We start from the raw sequence: 16564 nt of genomic DNA on the forward strand, positions 1-16564 counted from the left end.
GGCGAGCATACCGACGGGCTGGTTCAAGGCCGGGCGGGTGCCGGTGGGCCAGGAGTCCGCCCAGCTCAGCTGGATGAGGAAGGTCCTCGCCTTCGGCAAGGGCGCCTTCACCCACACCCGGCATGTCTTCACCAGGAGCCGCTGACGCGGCGTTCACGGCCGAGTTGCCGCCACCGTCACACGGCTGGATCAGGTGCCGGAGTGCCGACCGGGACGTACTCCCCCTCCGCGGCCGGCTCGTCCTCCCCGTCCCCGGCCGGCCCGTCGACGGCGTCGACCGCGTCGGCGGGCGGTCGCTCGTCGACCGCGGTGGCAGCGACAGCGCCGGCCGGTCGCTCGGCGGCGTCAGTAGCGGCGGGGGCTGCGGGGGCGGGGGCGCTGGTGGGCTTCGGGGCGTGGCGGGGCAGGAAGATGCTGGAGATGAGGCCGAGCACCGTCAGGCCGACGACCCACCAGAACGTGACGCCGAAGGCATGGCCGATCTTGTCCGCGACCGTCGCGGGCAGGTCGGTGCCCTCGGCGGCGTTCAGCACCCCGCCGTCCGAGCCGGGGATCCGGCTGGTGATCGCGTGCTGGAGCTGCACCGCGAGCAGGGCGGTGGCGATCGAGCCGCCCACCCGTTGCAGGATGTTGAGCGTCGTGGTGGCCCGCGGCACGGCGGTGGGCCGCAGCGTCACGTAGGCGGCGCTCATCGCCGGCATCATCGAGGCACCGAAGCCCAGGCCGCGCACGAACAGCAGCGCCCCGAGCACGACGGTGTTGGTGTGCGCGTCCACCTGGGTGAACGCGATCGTGCCGAGCAGGCAGACGGCCATCCCGACCGGTACGACGTAGCCGGCTCCGCGGCGGTCGGCGATCCGCCCGGCGATCGGCATGCCGATCATCGCGCCGACCCCCTGCGGGACGAGCGACAGGCCGGCGGCCAGCGCGCTCTGCCCTCGGGCGATCTGGAAGTACAGCGGCAGCAGGAACATCCCGCCGAACAGGCCGGCGCCGACCATGAACGTGGTCACCCCGGCGACGGTGAAGACGCGGTCGCCGAACAGGCGGAGGTCGAGCAGCGCGCCCTCGCGGCGCAGGGCGTGCACGACGAAGCCGGCCAGCGCGACCACGCCGGCGGCGACGCTGATCTGGACCTTCAGCGAGCCGAAGCCGTCGCCCGAGCCGGCTTCGGACAGGCCGTAGACGAGGGCCGCGAGGCCGGGTGAGATCAGCAGCAGACCGGGGACGTCGAGCCGGTGATGTGACTGCCCGCGGTCGTCGCGCGGCAGCACCCGCCACGACGCGACCAGCGCGACCGCGCCGATCGGCAGGTTGACGAAGAAGATCCAGCGCCAGTCGAGGTTGTCGACGAGCAGACCGCCGATGACCGGGCCGAGGATCGGGGCGACCAGCGCCGGCACACCGACGATGTTCATGACGCGGCCGATGCGCTGCGGGCCGGCGGCGCTGGCCAGCAGGGTCATGCAGATCGGCATGATCATTCCGCCGCCGAGGCCCTGGAGCACCCGGAAGACGATCAGGCTGCCGGCCGACCAGGCGGCACCGCACAGCGCGCTGCCGGCCAGGAACAGCACCAGCGAGATGTTCCACATCCGGGTCGCGCCGAACCGCTCGACCGACCAGCCGGTCAGCGGGATGACGACGGCGAGTGCCAGCAGGTAGCCGGTGGACACCCAGGAGATCGTCGACAGCGAGGCGTTGAAGTCCCGCCCGAGGGTGTTGATGGCGACGGCCACGATCGTCGTGTCGAGGATGGCCATGATCGCGCCGAGGGTGACCGTGAGCGCGAGGCGGCGCAGCGCCGGATCGATCTCGGTGGCATCGATCTCGGTGGCATCGACCGGTGCGGAGGCTCTGGTGGTCACCGCCCCCGCTTCGTGTGCTTGATCGGACACAGGTACTCCCGGAGCGAGGCGACGGACGGCCACCGGCTCCGCCGGTGGCCTGGTCGAGGCCTAGCATCCGTCGATAGTTGAGTACTGTCAAATATATAGTTGGCAGAACTAAAGATTTACCGGCGCGCTGTCGAACAGGTACCGTCAAGGAGTGATCGAATCGGCCGCGGGAGAGGCCTGGCGCGCCATGCAGGCCCTGGTCATGGGCGGCGAGGGGCACAACCGACTGCACCAGATCTGCCAGGATGTCGAACTCACCCCGGCCGCCCTCAAGATGCTGCTGGTGCTGTCCTCCGGGGCGCGGCCCATGCGCGACCTGGTCAGCGCGTTCCGCTTCGACCCGTCCTACCTGACGAGCGTGGTGGACACCCTGGAACGCCGCGGCCTGGCCCGGCGTGAGCCCCACCCGACCGACCGGCGGGCCAAGACGGTCACGGTCACCGACGAGGGCCGACTCGTGGTGGCGCGGGCCCAGGAGCTCATGGCAGTCCCGCCAGTGTCGTTCGGCGTTCTCTCCCCCGCCGAGCACGAGCAGCTGTTCAGCCTGCTCCAGCGCGTCCTCGACGCCGAACCCGACATCCCCGACGCGCTGCGCCCCCGACCCCTCACGGCCAGGAGCGACTGACCGGCGGGGCGTCGCGCCGGGGCGCTGCCCCTGCGTACCTACGGACGATCGGTGCCAGATAGTCCGCCTGGGGGCCATCGAGAGCCACCAGATCGGCCGGAGAACGAACAAAGGCCATCTGGTCCAGCTCCGGATCGCTACCCAGTGCCGTCTCCGCGGATACGAGGGCGTCGAACTGCTCGCGCAGCAGGGACGCGGGTCTGCGCGGAGCAAGGAACAGGGCGCCGACGTCGCCGTCCTCCCCTCGAATGACCAGCCACAGCGTCAGGTCCTCGAGGGGTACGTCGATGCCGGTCTCCTCGACCAGTTCCCGAGCGGCATGTCGGCGCAGCGCGGCCACGTCGAGGGGCTCGTGGTCATCGGGCGGTTCGACGGATCCACCCGGCAGCTGCCAGCGACCGGCAGAAGCCGTCCACTGCGCCATCCGCCCTACCAGCAGGCGCTCGTCGTCGGTCGGCTGCACGACGCCGACGAACAGGAGGGATGACAGCCGCGAGCTGGCGCCGGGGAGTCGACGCAGGCCGTGGAACCGGTACGTCGTCCTCGCCCAGGCGAGGACCAGGCGGTGTGGCCCGTCCCAGTCCAGTCCGGCGCACGCCACCACCGGCCCGTCGAAAAGGCTGGGATTGGCCTGGACCGCCTCGTCCCACACGCGGTTCACGGCCAGCCGGTCCTCAGGTGACAGCCGAGGCGGGGCGGTTTCGACCAGGCGGAGCCGATGAACGTCAAGGAGCTCGATGCCGGCAGGCCGCGGGGACGGTTCGCTCACCGGACCATGCTGGCACGCCAGGAGAGAGGCGCAACGGGACGACCGGCGCGGTCACCGGGTGCCCGAGCTGTCGCGATCGGGCTGACAGGTGCCGGCCCGACCGCGACGGGTTGGTGGGTCAGAGCAGCTCAGGGTTCGACCAGCTCAGGGTCAGAGCAGCTCAGGGTCAGAGCAGCTCGAGGATGGTGGCGTTCGCCTGGCCGCCACCCTCGCACATGGTCTGCAGGCCGTAGCGGATCCCGTTGTCGCGCATGTGGTAGATCAGGGTGGTCATGAGCCGGGTGCCGGAGCCCCCGAGCGGGTGGCCGAGGGCGATCGCGCCGCCGTTCGGGTTCAGGGCCTTCGGGTCGGCGCCGATGTCGGCCAGCCAGGCGAGGGGCACGGAGGCGAACGCCTCGTTGACCTCGAAGGCACCGATGTCGTCGAGCTTCAGGCCGGACTTCGCCAGCACCTTCTGGGTGGCGGGGATCGGCGCGGTCAGCATGATCACCGGGTCGGTGCCGGCGAGGACGGCGGTGTGCACCCGGGCGACCGGGCGCAGGCCCAGCTCGGCGGCCTTCTCGCTGGTCGTCATCAGCAGCGCCGACGAGCCGTCGGAGATCTGGGACGAGTTCGCCGCGGTGATCACGCCGTCCGGCTTGAAAGCCGTCCTGAGCTGGGCGAGGCCCTCGACCGTGCCGCCGCGGCGGATGCCCTCGTCCTTGCTGGCCACGGTGCCGTCGGCCAGGGTGACCGGGATGATCTGCTCGTCGAAGCGGCCGTCGTCCTGCGCCGCCGCCGCCCGCTCGTGGGAGAGCAGCGCGAACTCGTCGAGCTGGGTCCGCGACAGGCCCCAGCGCTCCGCGATCATCTCGGCGCCGATGCCCTGGTCCGGGAAGGCGCCGTTGTAGCGGGCCAGGTACCGCTCGCCGAAGGGGACCTTGTCCATCAGGGAGGAGCCCATCGGCACCCGGGACATCGACTCGACGCCGCCGGCGACGACCACGTCGTACTGCCCCGCGATCAGCCCGGCGGCGGCGAAGTGCACCGCCTGCTGGCCCGAGCCGCACTGGCGGTCGACGGTCACGCCGGTGACGGTCTCCGGCCAGCCGGCGCCGAGCGCGGCGTTGCGGGCGATGTCGAAGGTCTGCTCGCCCACCTGGCCGACACAGCCCCACACCACGTCGTCCACCAGAGCCGGATCGACGCCGGCCCGCTCGGCGAGGCTCGCCAGCACGTGCGCCGAAAGATCCGTCGGATGCACACCTGACAGGGAACCATTGCGCTTGCCGGTCGGCGTGCGAAGGGCCTCCACGATCACCGCGTCACGCATGACAGTCGCTCCTCACAGTCGGTACAACTACTCGCCGGGTTCTCACCGAGGATCCCGCATTGAAGATCATGGCGCCCGCGATGCCGTCACGCCCGCCATCCGCGCGCAGGATCCCACCACCCGTCCGGCGCGCGCGACGTGAAGCGATCGTGACGCCCGTAGCAGCCGGCATGACGGCAAACCGCTGGAAAGTAAACGTACACTCCCTTACTCTCCGCGGCCATCCTCCGCCCGGCCGCGCCGAGCCTCCTCACCGTGCTGAACGCCTGGCTGGCACGGGGTAATCCGGGTACCGAGCTCCTCCTCGAACAGGTCGACCATCGCGCGCCACGACCGCTCGGCGGCCCGCCCGTCGTACCGGATCCCGGGGCGGGTGCCGCCGAAGGCCGGGTTCGTGAACCCGTGGGCCACTCCCCCGTGCAGGATCATCCGCCAGTCGACCCCCGCGGCGCACATCTCCCGTTCGAACGCGAGACGTTGCTCGAGCGGGACGAACGGGTCGTCGGTGCCGGCGCACACCAGCACCCGACCGGTGATGTTCCCGGCGTCCTCCGGCCGAGGCGTGGCGAGATCGGCGTGAAACGCGACGACCGCCTTGAGGTCCTCCCCGTCCCTGGCGAGGTCCAGGGCGAGGGTGCCGCCCATGCAGAATCCGACGGCCGCCACCCTGGCCGGGTCCGCCGCCTCGTGGGAACGCAGGACGTCGAGCCCGGCCCGGCCGATCGCCCGTGCCCGCGCGGGGGCGGCGCTCAGCTCGGCGAAGCGGGGGCCGAGGTCCGCGGGCGGTAACTCCCTGCCCCCGCCGTAACAGTCGAGGGCGAACGCCACGCAGCCGAGCCCGGCCACCCGCCGCGTCCAGTGCCTGACCTGGTCGCCGAGCCCCGTGCCCCCGTGGCAGAGCAGCACCGCCGGGCGGGGGCCGGACACCGTGTCGTCCAAAGCCAGCGCGCCGACCAGCCGCAGGCCCTCGTACGTGTACTCGATGTCGGCCGTGTACACGCGCCCTCCAGCTCTCGCCCGGCGCCCCGACGTCCGACCGGGTCAGGTCCGTTCGCCGTCCGGACCAGCATCCTGGCCGGTTCCGTGCGCCGCCGGGGTGAGATCCCGGGAGCAGGTCACCGTCGCGCCGCGCAGCTCGTAGCTCATCAGCCCGTCGCACCAGGTCATGTCCGGGGTTCGCGCGAGCCGGAGGTCGGGCAGGCGCATCAGCCGGTCCAGGAACACGCGGGTCTCGTTGATCGCCACCTGCGCGCCGGGGCAGCGGTGGCTGCCGTCACCGAAGCTCATGTAGGAGCCGACCGCCTTCAGCCGCCGGGCCCGGTCCGGGTCGAGTGCGTGCGGGCACTCCCCGACCGTCTCCGGGTCGACGTTCGCGGCCCGGATGCTCACGGCGAGCAGCTCGCCCTCCTTGACGGAGCCCACCCCGAGGTCGGAGTCCTGGGTCGCGCGCCGGTGCAGCATGGCGGCGACCGGCTCGAGGCGCAGGATCTCCTCGATGATCGCGGTCTGGTCGGCCTCGTCGCCCGCCGCGAACCGGGCGCGGAGCTCGTCGTCGTCGAACAGGTGCCAGGCCACCATCACGATGAACTCACGGGTGGTCACCATCCCGGCGACCGCGTAGGTCATGCACTCGATGAGGATCGCCTTGTCGGGGTAGCCCTCGTCGATCAGGTGCGAGATGACGTCGTCCCGCCGCTCCCGCCGCCGCGACCTGATCGCGGGGCGCACGTCCCGCAGGAAGAACCGCATCGCGTGGACCGCGGTCAACGCCTGGGCCCCGACGCGGATCACGGGATGCATCCCCCGCAGCCGGGTGCCGAGCAGGGTCGCCTGGATGCGCCGCGCCATCGCGACCTGGTTGCTGTCCGTCAGGCCGACGATCTCCGCCGCCACGGCGACGGCGAGCTGGTAGCTCAGCTCGTCGAGCTGCCCGCTGCCCTTCGCCCGTAACCGGGCGAGGAGCTCGTCGGACGTCCGCTCCATGACCAGGCGATGGCGGGTGCTGATGGCCTTGGGCGTGAAGAAGCGCGCGATCGCCGTCCGCCGCCGCCGGTGCTCCTCGCCGTCGAGGAAGAAGACCGGGCCGTGCTCGTCGCCGCCCACCTTCACCTGCTCGGAGCCGGCTCCGGCCTGCAGCATCGTCGCGCTGCGCAGGATGGCCCGGCCGAAGTCGAAGCTGCCGACGACGCGCGCCCCGGCATCTGCGCGCACCCGCTGCGCGGCGAGCGCCGCCGACTTGCGGTCGTCACGAGTCGGGTCCATCGGGCACTTGGGAAGTTCGGTAGTCGTCACAGCCGGCTCCAGACGGTCACGAAGAGGGGCGGAGGACACGAACGCGCGGATCACGATGGATGGCAGGGCCGGGCCCACGGCGCTCGCGTCTCGTCAGGCGCAGCGTAGCCCATTTCATGCACGGAATCTTGCACGAATACGGGCTGCGGGAACTCCCCGTCCGGCTCACCGCGGGACGGACCGGAAGGATCAGCTGGACGTCTGGAAGTAGTGGCCCTGGTCGAGGTCCTCGACGAGGCCCTGCCGGGTCGGCTTCCAGCTCAGCAGCTCGCTGGTCAGGTGGTTGGAGGCGGGGCAGTCCGCCGCGAGGAACGGGGCGAGCCAGCCGAAGTGGTCGCCGGCCCGCTCGGCGGGCACGGAGACCACCGGGACGCCGAGGCCGCGGCCGATCGCCTCCGCGACGGCGCGGATGGGCACGCCCTCCTCCGCGACCGCATGCAGCACCGAGCCGGCGGGGGCGCCGTCCACGGCGAGGCTGACTAGGTGCGCGGCGTCGAGGCGGTGGACCGCCGGCCACCGGTTCTCGCCGTCGCCGATGTAGCCGGAGACGCCGTGCTCCCGGGCGATCGCGACCAGGGTGGCGACGAAGCCGTGATCGCCGGCGCCGTGGACCGTCGGGGCGAAGCGCACGACCGAGGTCCGCACGCCCTGCTCGGCGTACGCCAGCGCCGCATGCGCACTGGCGATCCGCGGGTGGACGCCCGGGTCGGCGCTGTCCCGCTCCGTTCCGACCCGTCCGACCGTGAGCCCAAGCGTGCCCGAGGCGATGAGGAGCGGGCGGCCGCTGCCCTCGAGCGCCGCGCCGAGCGCTTCGATCGCCTGCAGGTCGGTCTGCGCCGCCTGCGCGATGCGGGAGAAGTCGTGGACGTAGGCAAGGTGGACGACTCCGTCGGACCCGGCCGCGCCGGCGCGCAGGCTGTCGGGGTCGTCGAGACCGCCGCGCAGCACCTCGGCGCCGAGCGCGCTCACGGTGGCCGCGGCGGTGTCCGAGCGGGCGAGGCCGACGACCTGGTGGCCGGCGTCGCGGAGTTCGGGGATGACAGCCGAGCCGATCCACCCGGATGCGCCGGTGACGAAGATGCGCATGAGGACCTCCAGAGGGCCGTCCGCCGCGGGGCAGACGTGATGTCACTTGATGACATGACCCTAGCAGGCCATGTCAGCGTGTGTCATCACTAGAATCGCCGCATGGGGCGATGGGAGCCGAACGCGAGCGGCCGGCTCAGCGAGGCGGCGATGGAGCTCTACGTCGAGCGCGGCTTCGAGCAGACGACCGTCGCCGAGATCGCCCAGCGGGCGGGGCTCACCGCCCGGACGTTCTTCCGCTACTTCGCCGACAAGCGCGAGGTGCTCTTCGCCGGCTCGGCCATCCTGGAGGAGCACCTGATCGCCGCGCTCGAGAGCACCCCCGCCTCCGCGTCGCCGATGGAGGCCGTCGCGGCCGCCCTCGACGCGGCGGCGACGATGCTCGGCCAGCGGCGCGAGTTCTCCCGGCGGCGCCAGTCCGTCATCGCCGCCAACGCGGAGCTGCGTGAACGCGAACTGATCAAAATGGCGTCACTGTCCGGTGCCCTCGCCGCGGGTCTGCGCCGGCGCGGCGTCGCCGACTCGGACGCCAGCCTGGCCGCGGAGGCGGGGATCGCCGTCTTCCGGGTGGCGTTCGAGCGTTGGGTCGGCGAGCCGACCGACCGGGGCCTGGCCACGATCATGCGCGAGTCGCTGGAACAGTTGAAGGCCCTCACAGCTGCCAGCTGACGGGGCGAGGCACGGCCGGCACCTCGCCGCGCTCACCCACCGTGATCTCGCTGCCAGGATTCCCGTTATTCCGTGGGTTGGCGGTCGCCGGCCCCGGTCAGCGGGCGGAGACGGCTGCCGTCGCCGGCTCGGCCGTCCGCGGCGACGACGGGCGGGGCGCCGGGAGAACGACGTCCGACTTCAGGGCCACCTCGGGCTTCGAGGCGACGTCCGGTGTCGGGGCCAGGCGGCCGGGAATGGCGATGGCGACCAGGCAGGCGACGAGGGCGGCGCTGGCGCCGATCAGGAATCCGATGTGCATACCGGCGAGGGACGGCACCTGGGCCGAGCCGAAGGTGACGGTCATGTTCGCCAGGACGACACCGATCACCGCGCTCGCGGTGGACGTCCCGATGGAGCGCATGAGGGTGTTGAGACCGTTCGCCGAGGCGCCCTCCGAGGCCGGGACGGCCTGCATGATCAGGGTGGGCATGGCGGCGTAGGCCAGACCGACACCGATGCTGGTCACAACGCTGACGAGCAGGACTCCGAGCGGGCTGCCGGTGAGGCCGATGGCGAGGAAGTAGCCGGCGGAGATCACGGCCGAGCCGGCGAGTAGCGCCACCTTCGGGCCGCGCACCGTGATCAGCCGGCCGGCGATGGGCGAGACGGCCATCATCACCAGGCCCGCGGGGGCCATCCACAGGCCGGTGGCGAGCAGCGACTGGCCGAGCCCGTGCCCGGTGGCCTTCGGCAGCTGCAGCAGCTGCGGGCCGATCAGCGACATCGTGTACATCGCGAAGCCGAGCATGACCGAGGCGAGGTTCGTCAGCAGCACGGGGCGCCGGATCGTGGTGCGCAGGTCCACCAGGGGCGCCTCGACGCGGGTCTCCCACCAGGCCCACGCCACGAGGAAGGCCGCGGCCGTTCCGCCCAGGCCGAGGGTGGTGATGCTGGTCCAGCCCCAGGTGCTGCCCTTCGACACCGCGAGCAGCAGCGCGACGAGCCCACCGGAGAGCAGGACCGCCCCGGACAGGTCGAACCGGCCCGTGCCGCGCACCGGCGACTCGGGAACGACCCGCCAGACCAGGATCATCAGCGCGACGACGGCCACGGTCGAACCCCAGAACAGCACGTGCCAGTTCGTCTGCTGGGCGATCGCGGCGGCGAGCGGCAGGCCGAGGGCGCCACCGATCCCGAGGGAGGAGCTCATCAGCGCCATCGCCGGGATCAGCCGCTTCGCCGGCAGCAGGTCACGCATGATGCTGATGCCCAGCGGGATGATCGCCAGCCCGAGGCCCTGCATCGCCCGGCCGACGACCATCGGCACGAGGGTGTCGACCAGGGCACAGACCAGGGAGCCGAAGCCGAGCAGGAACCCGGAGACGAACAGCATGCGCCGCTTGCCGTAGAGGTCACCGAGCCGGCCGAACACCGGGTTCGCGACCGACGCGGCGAGCAGGGTCGCCGTGATCACCCAGGACGCGTCCGACGCGTTCGTGTGCAGCAGCGACGGCAGTACCGGGATCAGCGGCACCATCAGGGTCTGCGTCATCGCGACGACGATGCCCACGGCGCCCAGGACGGCGATGATCGCGTTGACGGGCAGTGCGCCGTCCGCCCGGTGGGCGGTGGCCGAGTCGTTGTGGCCGGTGTTCTCGATGGAGGCCATGCCTCCTCCCAACATTCGTTGCACGATACAAATATATGTATCATGCATATGAAGCGAATGTCAGTGCATGACCGGGCGGCGTCGGTCACACTCCGCACAGCGACGCCCGTTCCAGCCCACGGGGCGCGACGGCCCGGAACCCGGACCGACCCCGACCCCGGGCCGGCCGACAGCGGGAGCCGATCCGACAGCGGGGCAGACGCCCCGCCGGCCACCCCGGCGCGGACTCCCCTACGCCAGAGCGGACACGCCCACACGGCCGCGGCCGGACGCCGGGAGCCCATCCCATCGGCCCGGGAGCAGCCAGGCGTTGCGGTCCACCCACATTGGTGGCATTATGCTGTCACTAAATATTCCCAATCGGGATAGGTGACATATATGGAAAGCACCCGACAGGAGTCGTCACGATGACATTCGCCGGTGACCCGGACACTCGACCGGTGCTCGCGACGCCCGCGCAGATCCTCGCCGAGGAGACCCTCCTCCAACTGCTCGACGACCCTGCCCTGAAGAACGTGCGGGCGGAGCTTTACGCCGAGCTGGCGGCGACACCCAGGGGGCAGACGAAGTCGGGCGCGGCCACCCTTGACGAGGCGATGTCGCAGTGGACGAATTCGCTCGTCATGGCCGAGATCGGGAACTTTCTGCCGACCCCCGCGCCGGTGTGGGGAACGGATGACACGCCGCGTGAATGGCTCGGCCACACGCTTCCCGGTGTCGGAACCTCGGGAGACAATCCCGACGCGCTCTACCGCACCACCTTCCTCGAGGGAGACCGGCGCTACGAGGTCGTCGGCCAGTTCGACCTGGCGCGGCGGCCCGCGCAGCTCAACATCGAGCTGCACCGGGGAAACAAGGTCAGTCCCCCGCCGATCGATCTCAACAAGTCGGACCTGACGCCGCTCGCCAGCATCACCGACCGTGATCTGCAGATCGCCGCCGACGGGTCGTTCCGCATCACCATCGGCCCGGAACCGGAGAGCCCGGTGCACCTGCTGTCGGCTCCGGGCAGGCTGACCCTCGGTTCCCGCGACATGCTCGCCGACTGGGATCAGCGCCCGTCCCGCATGGAGCTGCGCCCGCTCGACGACGTGCCGCCCGGCACCTTCGATCCCGAGGAGATCGGGAAGGCCGCCCTCCGCGATCTTCCGCCCTACGTCCGCTTCTGGGCGAAGTTCCCGGAACTCTGGTTCGGCGGCCTCAAGGGCAACAAGATCACGCCCGCTCAGGGCCGCAACGGCAGCATGGCGGGCTTCATGGCGGCGCTCAGCTGGGACCTCGCCGCGGACCAGGCCATCATCGTCACCACCGATCCGATCGGTGCCGCCTACACCGGCTTCCAGATGATGGACCCCTGGATGATCAGCGCGAACGGCAAGCAGGCCCAGGTTTCCCTCAACCGGGGCCAGACCGCGCCGAATCCGGACGGCACCTTCACCTTCGTGCTGTCACACGAGGACCCCGGCGTCGCCAACTGGCTCGACACGACCGGTCTCGCCGAAGGACTCGGGCTGATCCGGTGGCAGGCGGCGCCGGCCGGCGCAACGATCGACACGAGCACCCTCGTGCGCGAGTTCAAGGTCGTCTCGCTCTCCGAGGTGGACGCGTTGCCGGATCTCCCCCGCGTCACGCCCGAGCAGCGCGCGGCGCAGCTGGCCGCGCGGGTCGAGGGATACAACAAGCGGACCCTGTAGGGCCGGCGAATCCCGCCGGCCGGATTCGGCTTCCTACACATCCGGACCGCGGTATCCGGAATGCGGGCGCCGCCGCCGGCCGATGCCGGGGGCCCACCCAGGCCCCCGGCTCCGCCACCTCGCCCGGCGAAGATCCGCATCAAGGCGGCATCCTCGTCAGGCGTCGTCGGGCCTCGTCAGGCGCGGAACTCCTCCGGGCGAACAGGGGACGCGGCGGCCAGCGCCTCGATGGCGGCCGCGGCCCCGAGGTCCTTGCCGTACACCGGCGTGCCGGGCTGCTGACGCCATGATTCCTCCAACGGGCCACCGTCGACCGGGTCGAAGCCCAGGTGGTCGACCAGGTCGAAGACCGTCTGCTTCCCCGGCCCGCCCGCGCCCGCGACCGGCAGCGCGATGCGGCCCTCGGCGCCCTTCGGCCGGCCGGACTCCAGCAGGTGCTTCCACCAGATCCCGTTGAACACCTTTATCACCGGTGAGCCGATCTGCTCGGCGACCCACACGCTCTCCGGGGTGCCCGCCTCGATCGCGGCGATGAGTCCGTCCCGTTGCTGCGGGTAGTAGTTGTTCGTCTCGATCACCGGGGCTCCGGGCTTCGCGCCCTTGAGAATCCCCGCCGCAAGATCCGGGACGCGCTTCTGCGGGATGCTGATGATGACGAGATCCGCGCCGTCGGCGGCTTCCGACGCCCAGACAGCCGTCGCCCCGGTCTCCTGAGCGAGGTCGGCCAGGGTCTCCGGATCCCGGGAGTTGGCCACCCGCACCTGATGGCCCAGCGCGGCCAGCCGCCGCGTCAGCGTCCCACCGATCTGACCTGCCCCGATAATCCCGATCTGCATTGTTGGACCCCTCCGACAGCTCGAACACCGCGCCTCGACCGGCGGCCGCTGCAACCTCGCCCGCGGGCGGCGTGTTCCCGTTCACGCGCCAACGAGTTACCGGCGGCGGCGTTCTCCCGACCGGCGCTGATCCTGCTGCCACGGGGCACCGGTGCGGCGGGGTCAGAACCGCCAGCGGGTGGCGCCACCCGGCTCGACAGTCCGCAGCGCGGTGGCGGTCGTCGGTCCGACCTGGTACACGAACCAGGGTGGCGGGCCGGCCGAGGGAGCGCTGAACTCGGCCGTGAGGGCCTGTCCCGACTCGTCCACCCGGGCCGGCCAGCCCTCGGCGGCCCAGCGTTCGGCCATCGCCGCCACGGTCACCGGATCGGTGACCCGGCTCGCCCGCCCCTCGAGCACGACATCGAACTCGGCGGTGGCCACGCTCAGCGCGCAGCGCGGATCGCGCGCGAGGTTCCTGGCCTTACGGGTGCGCTCCCCCGTCTCGAACCAGAAGCAGCCGTCGGCGAACAGGGCACCGATGCCCGTGACGTGCGGGGCGCCGTCCGGATTGATCGTGGTCAGCCAGCAGGTATGCCGGTCGGGTCCGCCGGAGCCGGGGGCCTGGGTGATCCCGGCGTCGAGGCGGGCCTGGACGGATGCCCAGTCCAGCAGCGGGAGGTCGTAGAGGTCGGCAAGGTTGGTTGCGTCCATGGACACATGGACCGCGCCCGGCCCCGAAACTCATCGCTTACGTTCCAGGCCGGCCGTTCCAGGCCCGCCATCCCCGACCGGCCGCTCCAGACCCGTCGTTTCAGACCCGCTGCTCCAGACCGGTCACCCACGCGGGCGAGCGCCCGGCAGGGAGTCCGTGACCTTCAGTGATCTGCGCGTCGCCGACGCCCGAGCGACACCGGCAGTTTGGTCAGGTTAGGCTTACCTTCATTCAAAGTCTCCGGCGGCCCGGCCGGCGACGAAGGAGGTCAGGACCATGGCCACGACTGGTCGCACCCGGCCCGTTCGAACGCAGGCGGTTCTCGCCATCCAGGAGAAGCGTTGGATCAACCCCGGCATCGTCCGCGTCGTCCTCGGCGGCCCCGGATTCGATGCCTACAACGACAACGCGTTCACCGACAAGTACGTGAAGATCTTCTTCGCCGATCCGGCGCACGGCCTGGAGCCACCGTACGACCTCGCCGCGCTGCGGGCCGAGCACCCGGAGAAGCTGCCCGCGACCCGGACCTACACCGTCCGCTGGGCCGACCCCGACACCCGCCGGCTGGCCATCGACTTCATCGTGCACGGTGACGAGGGCATCGCCGGGCCCTGGGCCGCGGGCGCCGAGGTCGGCGACCTGCTCGTCCTCAGCGGCGCCGGAGGCGCCTACCGCCCGGACCCGGCCGCCGACTGGCACCTGCTGGCCGGCGACGAGACCGTGATCCCCTCCACCACCTCAGCCCTGGCCGCGATGCCCGCCGAGGCGACGGGAGCGGTGATCCTGCTCGTCGACTCCGCGAAGTACGAGATCCCCATCCCCCGGCCCGACGGTGTCAACCTGCGCTGGCTGCACCGGGAGACGGCGGTGGCGGACGTCGACCCACTCGTCGACGCGCTGCGCGAGCTGCCCTGGCCCACCGGAACGCCACAGGTGTTCGTGCACGGCGAGCGAGGCACCGTCAAAGCCGCCCGACGCCTGCTCACCGTGGATCGCGGGGTGCCCCGCGAACGGCTCTCGATCTCCGCGTACTGGGCCGCCGGCCGCACCGAGGACCGGTTCCAGGCCGAGAAGCGCGAGCCCATCGGCCAGATCTAGCGCCGATCTGAAGCCGCGTCCACGAAGATCGGCTCTGCGGCGCGGACGCGCCAGGCAGGTTCCGGCGCCGGCCGAGCAGACATGGCGATCGGCAGCAGTACGGACTCTCAACGGCTGATTACCGTCAGCAGGTGCGACGGGCGCGGGGTCCGAGGGCCGCCGCGCGGTACGGCGGCGGCTGTCACAGCCGCCTCAGCCTGGGTGCACCATGCCCGGCAGGGAACCCTCGCGGTCCGGGTTCGGGTGCGGTCGGGGTCAGAAGGGCGGTTGTTTGTCGTGGGTGATGTTCCACCCCGAGGTGGTCTTTCCCGATGATTCATCGCCGCCCTCTCCCGCCGCACCGGAGTTGTACCGCGGTTCGACATATGAATGCGGACGGGTGACGAGCGTCGCGCCGAACGGGCCCGTCCAGAAAAACATTCCCTTCTCCGACCATGTCAGCCGCCAACGGCCGGAGTGGTCAAGCCCTACATTTGGAACCCACTGCAATCAGGTGCTCTACCTGCGGTTCTTGCTTCCAAGATAATCGATGGCCTGTCGGTTCACCGATCGTGATTTCGCTGCCGGACCGTCGACGCAGGGCCGAAGATCGAGAGCTTGACCGCCGCGCGCCGCGAGCGCCCTCACGATTCCGCGGCGCCACACCTATCTCGCCCTGGGTGGCGAGACCGAGCCGCCGATCGGACTACTTGCGCGCGATAGTACCGCAATGGTAACGTCGCTTCCGAGTCACTATCACGCGCTAGCGACGTGACATACAGGGCGAGGTGGGCACTTTGGATCATTCGACGCCAGTCATGGATGAGGAATGCGCGGCCGCGTGGCGACTTATTCTCGACAAGTACTTCGGTGGAGCAGCCGGAAGGATAGACATCACCGAAGACATCATTCCCAAAGCGCGTGCCCACAAAATGCCGAGCCGCGAAATGCTACTCGAAGCATTCCCCTTTACCGAGGAGGAGCACACGATCCCAGGGCCAGAATCAGAGATCACCATCTCTGTTTTCACACCCATTGATCACGGCGACACTGGCCCGGGAATTTTCTGGATTCATGGTGGCGGAATGGTCACTGGCGACCGTTTCGGGATTGTTCCGGCGCTTCGGCTTGCGATGGCGACCGCCGCCGTCGTTGTTTCCGTCGAATATCGGCTCGCTCCTGAGTATCCCGACCCCGCGCCCGTGGACGACTGCTACGCCGCTCTGCTCTGGACCTTTGATCATGCTGACGAACTCGGGATCGACGCCAGTACGCTCGTCCTCGCTGGCGGCAGCGCCGGCGGTGGCATTGCTGCTGGCACAGCACTTCGCATGCGGGACAACGGCGGGCCGAGCATCGCCGGATTGCTGTTGTCGTGCCCGATGCTCGACGACCGGATGCACACTGCCTCAGCCCACATGACCGGCGTACTCCCCTGGAGCCGTACCAGTAACGAGACCGGGTGGCGTATGCTGCTGGGGGATCGTGCCGGCACCGACAATGTATCCATCTACGCTGCGCCCGGCCGAGCGACCGACCTGTCCGGGCTCCCTCCAACCTTCATCGACGTCGGCACCGTCGATCTCTTCCGCGACGAGGACGTTGCCTTTGCCTCAACGATCTGGGCGTGCGGCGGCGATGCGGAGATCCATGTCTGGCCCGGCGGATTTCACGGCTATGAGGACTGCGCGCCCAACGCCCCGCTCGCCGTAGACACTCTCGTAGCCCGCGAACGCTGGTTGGCCCGAGTCCTCAGTCGTGCCCGTAGCCACGCCACCTAGGCCAACAGCCTTTAGGAACCTCCAGGTTTCCGCGACATGGCCGGAGGACAGGCTTGCGGCCTTAATTTCGACAGGAGTTCCGGACACTGCTGCCGGATACCGAAGAGGGATCGCCCGTTTCAGCGCTCGTCACAGGCACCGCCACGGCGGGCGCTCCTGGTGCCGGCGGCGGTGTCACCG

14 protein-coding genes are annotated in these 16564 nt (G+C 70.6%); 5 read left to right on the top strand and 9 right to left on the bottom strand.

Annotated elements, in window-relative coordinates:
• Positions 1-176: 176 nt before the first annotated feature.
• Positions 177-1898 carry a DHA2 family efflux MFS transporter permease subunit gene (locus E0504_RS04380; protein WP_131622092.1) on the bottom strand — a complete coding sequence of 574 codons (1722 nt, stop codon included), beginning with the start codon at positions 1896-1898 and terminating at the stop codon, positions 177-179.
• A 151-nt stretch (positions 1899-2049) separates the two neighbouring features.
• Here E0504_RS04380 and E0504_RS04385 point away from each other — a divergent pair, with 151 nt between their 5' ends.
• Entirely contained in the window at positions 2050-2523 is a 474-nt protein-coding gene (locus tag E0504_RS04385; RefSeq protein ID WP_112107249.1) for a MarR family winged helix-turn-helix transcriptional regulator, read from the top strand.
• Here the strand turns inward: E0504_RS04385 and E0504_RS04390 are convergent.
• From E0504_RS04390 to E0504_RS04410, 5 genes are all read right to left on the bottom strand, one after another.
• Positions 2504-3292: an NUDIX hydrolase gene (locus E0504_RS04390; RefSeq protein WP_112107247.1), complete on the bottom strand. Its 789-nt coding sequence runs from the start codon at positions 3290-3292 to the stop codon at positions 2504-2506. The two genes, E0504_RS04385 and E0504_RS04390, sit on opposite strands and share 20 nt — an antisense overlap.
• Before the next feature lie 166 nt (positions 3293-3458).
• Positions 3459-4604, bottom strand: a complete 1146-nt coding sequence (locus E0504_RS04395) for a thiolase family protein (protein WP_112107244.1) — start codon at positions 4602-4604, stop codon at positions 3459-3461.
• 207 nt (positions 4605-4811) lie between these two features.
• Positions 4812-5603, bottom strand: coding sequence for a dienelactone hydrolase family protein (locus E0504_RS04400; protein WP_131622094.1), 792 nt, complete (start codon positions 5601-5603; stop codon positions 4812-4814).
• A 42-nt stretch (positions 5604-5645) separates the two neighbouring features.
• Positions 5646-6896: a cytochrome P450 gene (locus E0504_RS04405; RefSeq protein ID WP_131622095.1), complete on the bottom strand. Its 1251-nt coding sequence runs from the start codon at positions 6894-6896 to the stop codon at positions 5646-5648.
• 189 nt (positions 6897-7085) lie between these two features.
• Positions 7086-7982 carry an SDR family oxidoreductase gene (locus tag E0504_RS04410; RefSeq protein WP_131622097.1) on the bottom strand — a complete coding sequence of 299 codons (897 nt, stop codon included), beginning with the start codon at positions 7980-7982 and terminating at the stop codon, positions 7086-7088.
• Positions 7983-8084: 102 nt separating this feature from the next.
• On the opposite strand from E0504_RS04410, the gene E0504_RS04415 reads away from it, so the two are divergent.
• Positions 8085-8651 carry a TetR family transcriptional regulator gene (locus E0504_RS04415; protein WP_071062980.1) on the top strand — a complete coding sequence of 189 codons (567 nt, stop codon included), beginning with the start codon at positions 8085-8087 and terminating at the stop codon, positions 8649-8651.
• A 97-nt stretch (positions 8652-8748) separates the two neighbouring features.
• Here the strand turns inward: E0504_RS04415 and E0504_RS04420 are convergent, their stop codons facing one another.
• Complete coding sequence (locus E0504_RS04420) at positions 8749-10302, bottom strand: MFS transporter (protein WP_131622099.1); 1554 nt, start codon at positions 10300-10302, stop codon at positions 8749-8751.
• Between the two features lie 407 nt (positions 10303-10709).
• Between E0504_RS04420 and E0504_RS04425 the strand changes: the two genes are divergently transcribed.
• Positions 10710-11996: a DUF1214 domain-containing protein gene (locus E0504_RS04425; protein WP_112107240.1), complete on the top strand. Its 1287-nt coding sequence runs from the start codon at positions 10710-10712 to the stop codon at positions 11994-11996.
• Positions 11997-12172: 176 nt separating this feature from the next.
• On the opposite strand, the gene E0504_RS04430 is transcribed toward E0504_RS04425, so the two are convergent.
• Both E0504_RS04430 and E0504_RS04435 read right to left on the bottom strand, forming a co-directional pair.
• Positions 12173-12886 carry an NADPH-dependent F420 reductase gene (locus E0504_RS04430; RefSeq protein ID WP_373693862.1) on the bottom strand — a complete coding sequence of 238 codons (714 nt, stop codon included), beginning with the start codon at positions 12884-12886 and terminating at the stop codon, positions 12173-12175.
• A gap of 108 nt (positions 12887-12994) precedes the next feature.
• Positions 12995-13525, bottom strand: coding sequence for a pyridoxamine 5'-phosphate oxidase family protein (locus tag E0504_RS04435; protein WP_112107236.1), 531 nt, complete (start codon positions 13523-13525; stop codon positions 12995-12997).
• 277 nt (positions 13526-13802) lie between these two features.
• Between E0504_RS04435 and E0504_RS04440 the strand changes: the two genes are divergently transcribed.
• A complete protein-coding gene (locus tag E0504_RS04440) occupies positions 13803-14624 on the top strand; it encodes a siderophore-interacting protein (protein WP_131622101.1) in 822 nt (273 codons plus the stop codon).
• A gap of 797 nt (positions 14625-15421) precedes the next feature.
• Positions 15422-16384 carry an alpha/beta hydrolase gene (locus tag E0504_RS04445; protein WP_373693863.1) on the top strand — a complete coding sequence of 321 codons (963 nt, stop codon included), beginning with the start codon at positions 15422-15424 and terminating at the stop codon, positions 16382-16384.
• The last annotated feature ends 180 nt before the right edge of the window (positions 16385-16564 follow it).

This window comes from Parafrankia sp. BMG5.11 (genome assembly GCF_004337455.1).

Bases quoted from the DNA above. Each gene is read 5' to 3' on its own strand.
- E0504_RS04410 (WP_131622097.1), bottom strand. From the start codon at position 7,982: ATGCGCATCTTCGTCACCGGCGCATCCGGGTGGATCGGCTCGGCTGTC.
- E0504_RS04440 (WP_131622101.1), top strand. From the start codon at position 13,803: ATGGCCACGACTGGTCGCACCCGGCCCGTTCGAACGCAGGCGGTTCTC.
- E0504_RS04425 (WP_112107240.1), top strand. From the start codon at position 10,710: ATGACATTCGCCGGTGACCCGGACACTCGACCGGTGCTCGCGACGCCC.
- E0504_RS04395 (WP_112107244.1), bottom strand. From the start codon at position 4,604: ATGCGTGACGCGGTGATCGTGGAGGCCCTTCGCACGCCGACCGGCAAG.
- E0504_RS04435 (WP_112107236.1), bottom strand. From the start codon at position 13,525: ATGGACGCAACCAACCTTGCCGACCTCTACGACCTCCCGCTGCTGGAC.
- E0504_RS04415 (WP_071062980.1), top strand. From the start codon at position 8,085: ATGGGGCGATGGGAGCCGAACGCGAGCGGCCGGCTCAGCGAGGCGGCG.
- E0504_RS04420 (WP_131622099.1), bottom strand. From the start codon at position 10,302: ATGGCCTCCATCGAGAACACCGGCCACAACGACTCGGCCACCGCCCAC.
- E0504_RS04445 (WP_373693863.1), top strand. From the start codon at position 15,422: ATGGATGAGGAATGCGCGGCCGCGTGGCGACTTATTCTCGACAAGTAC.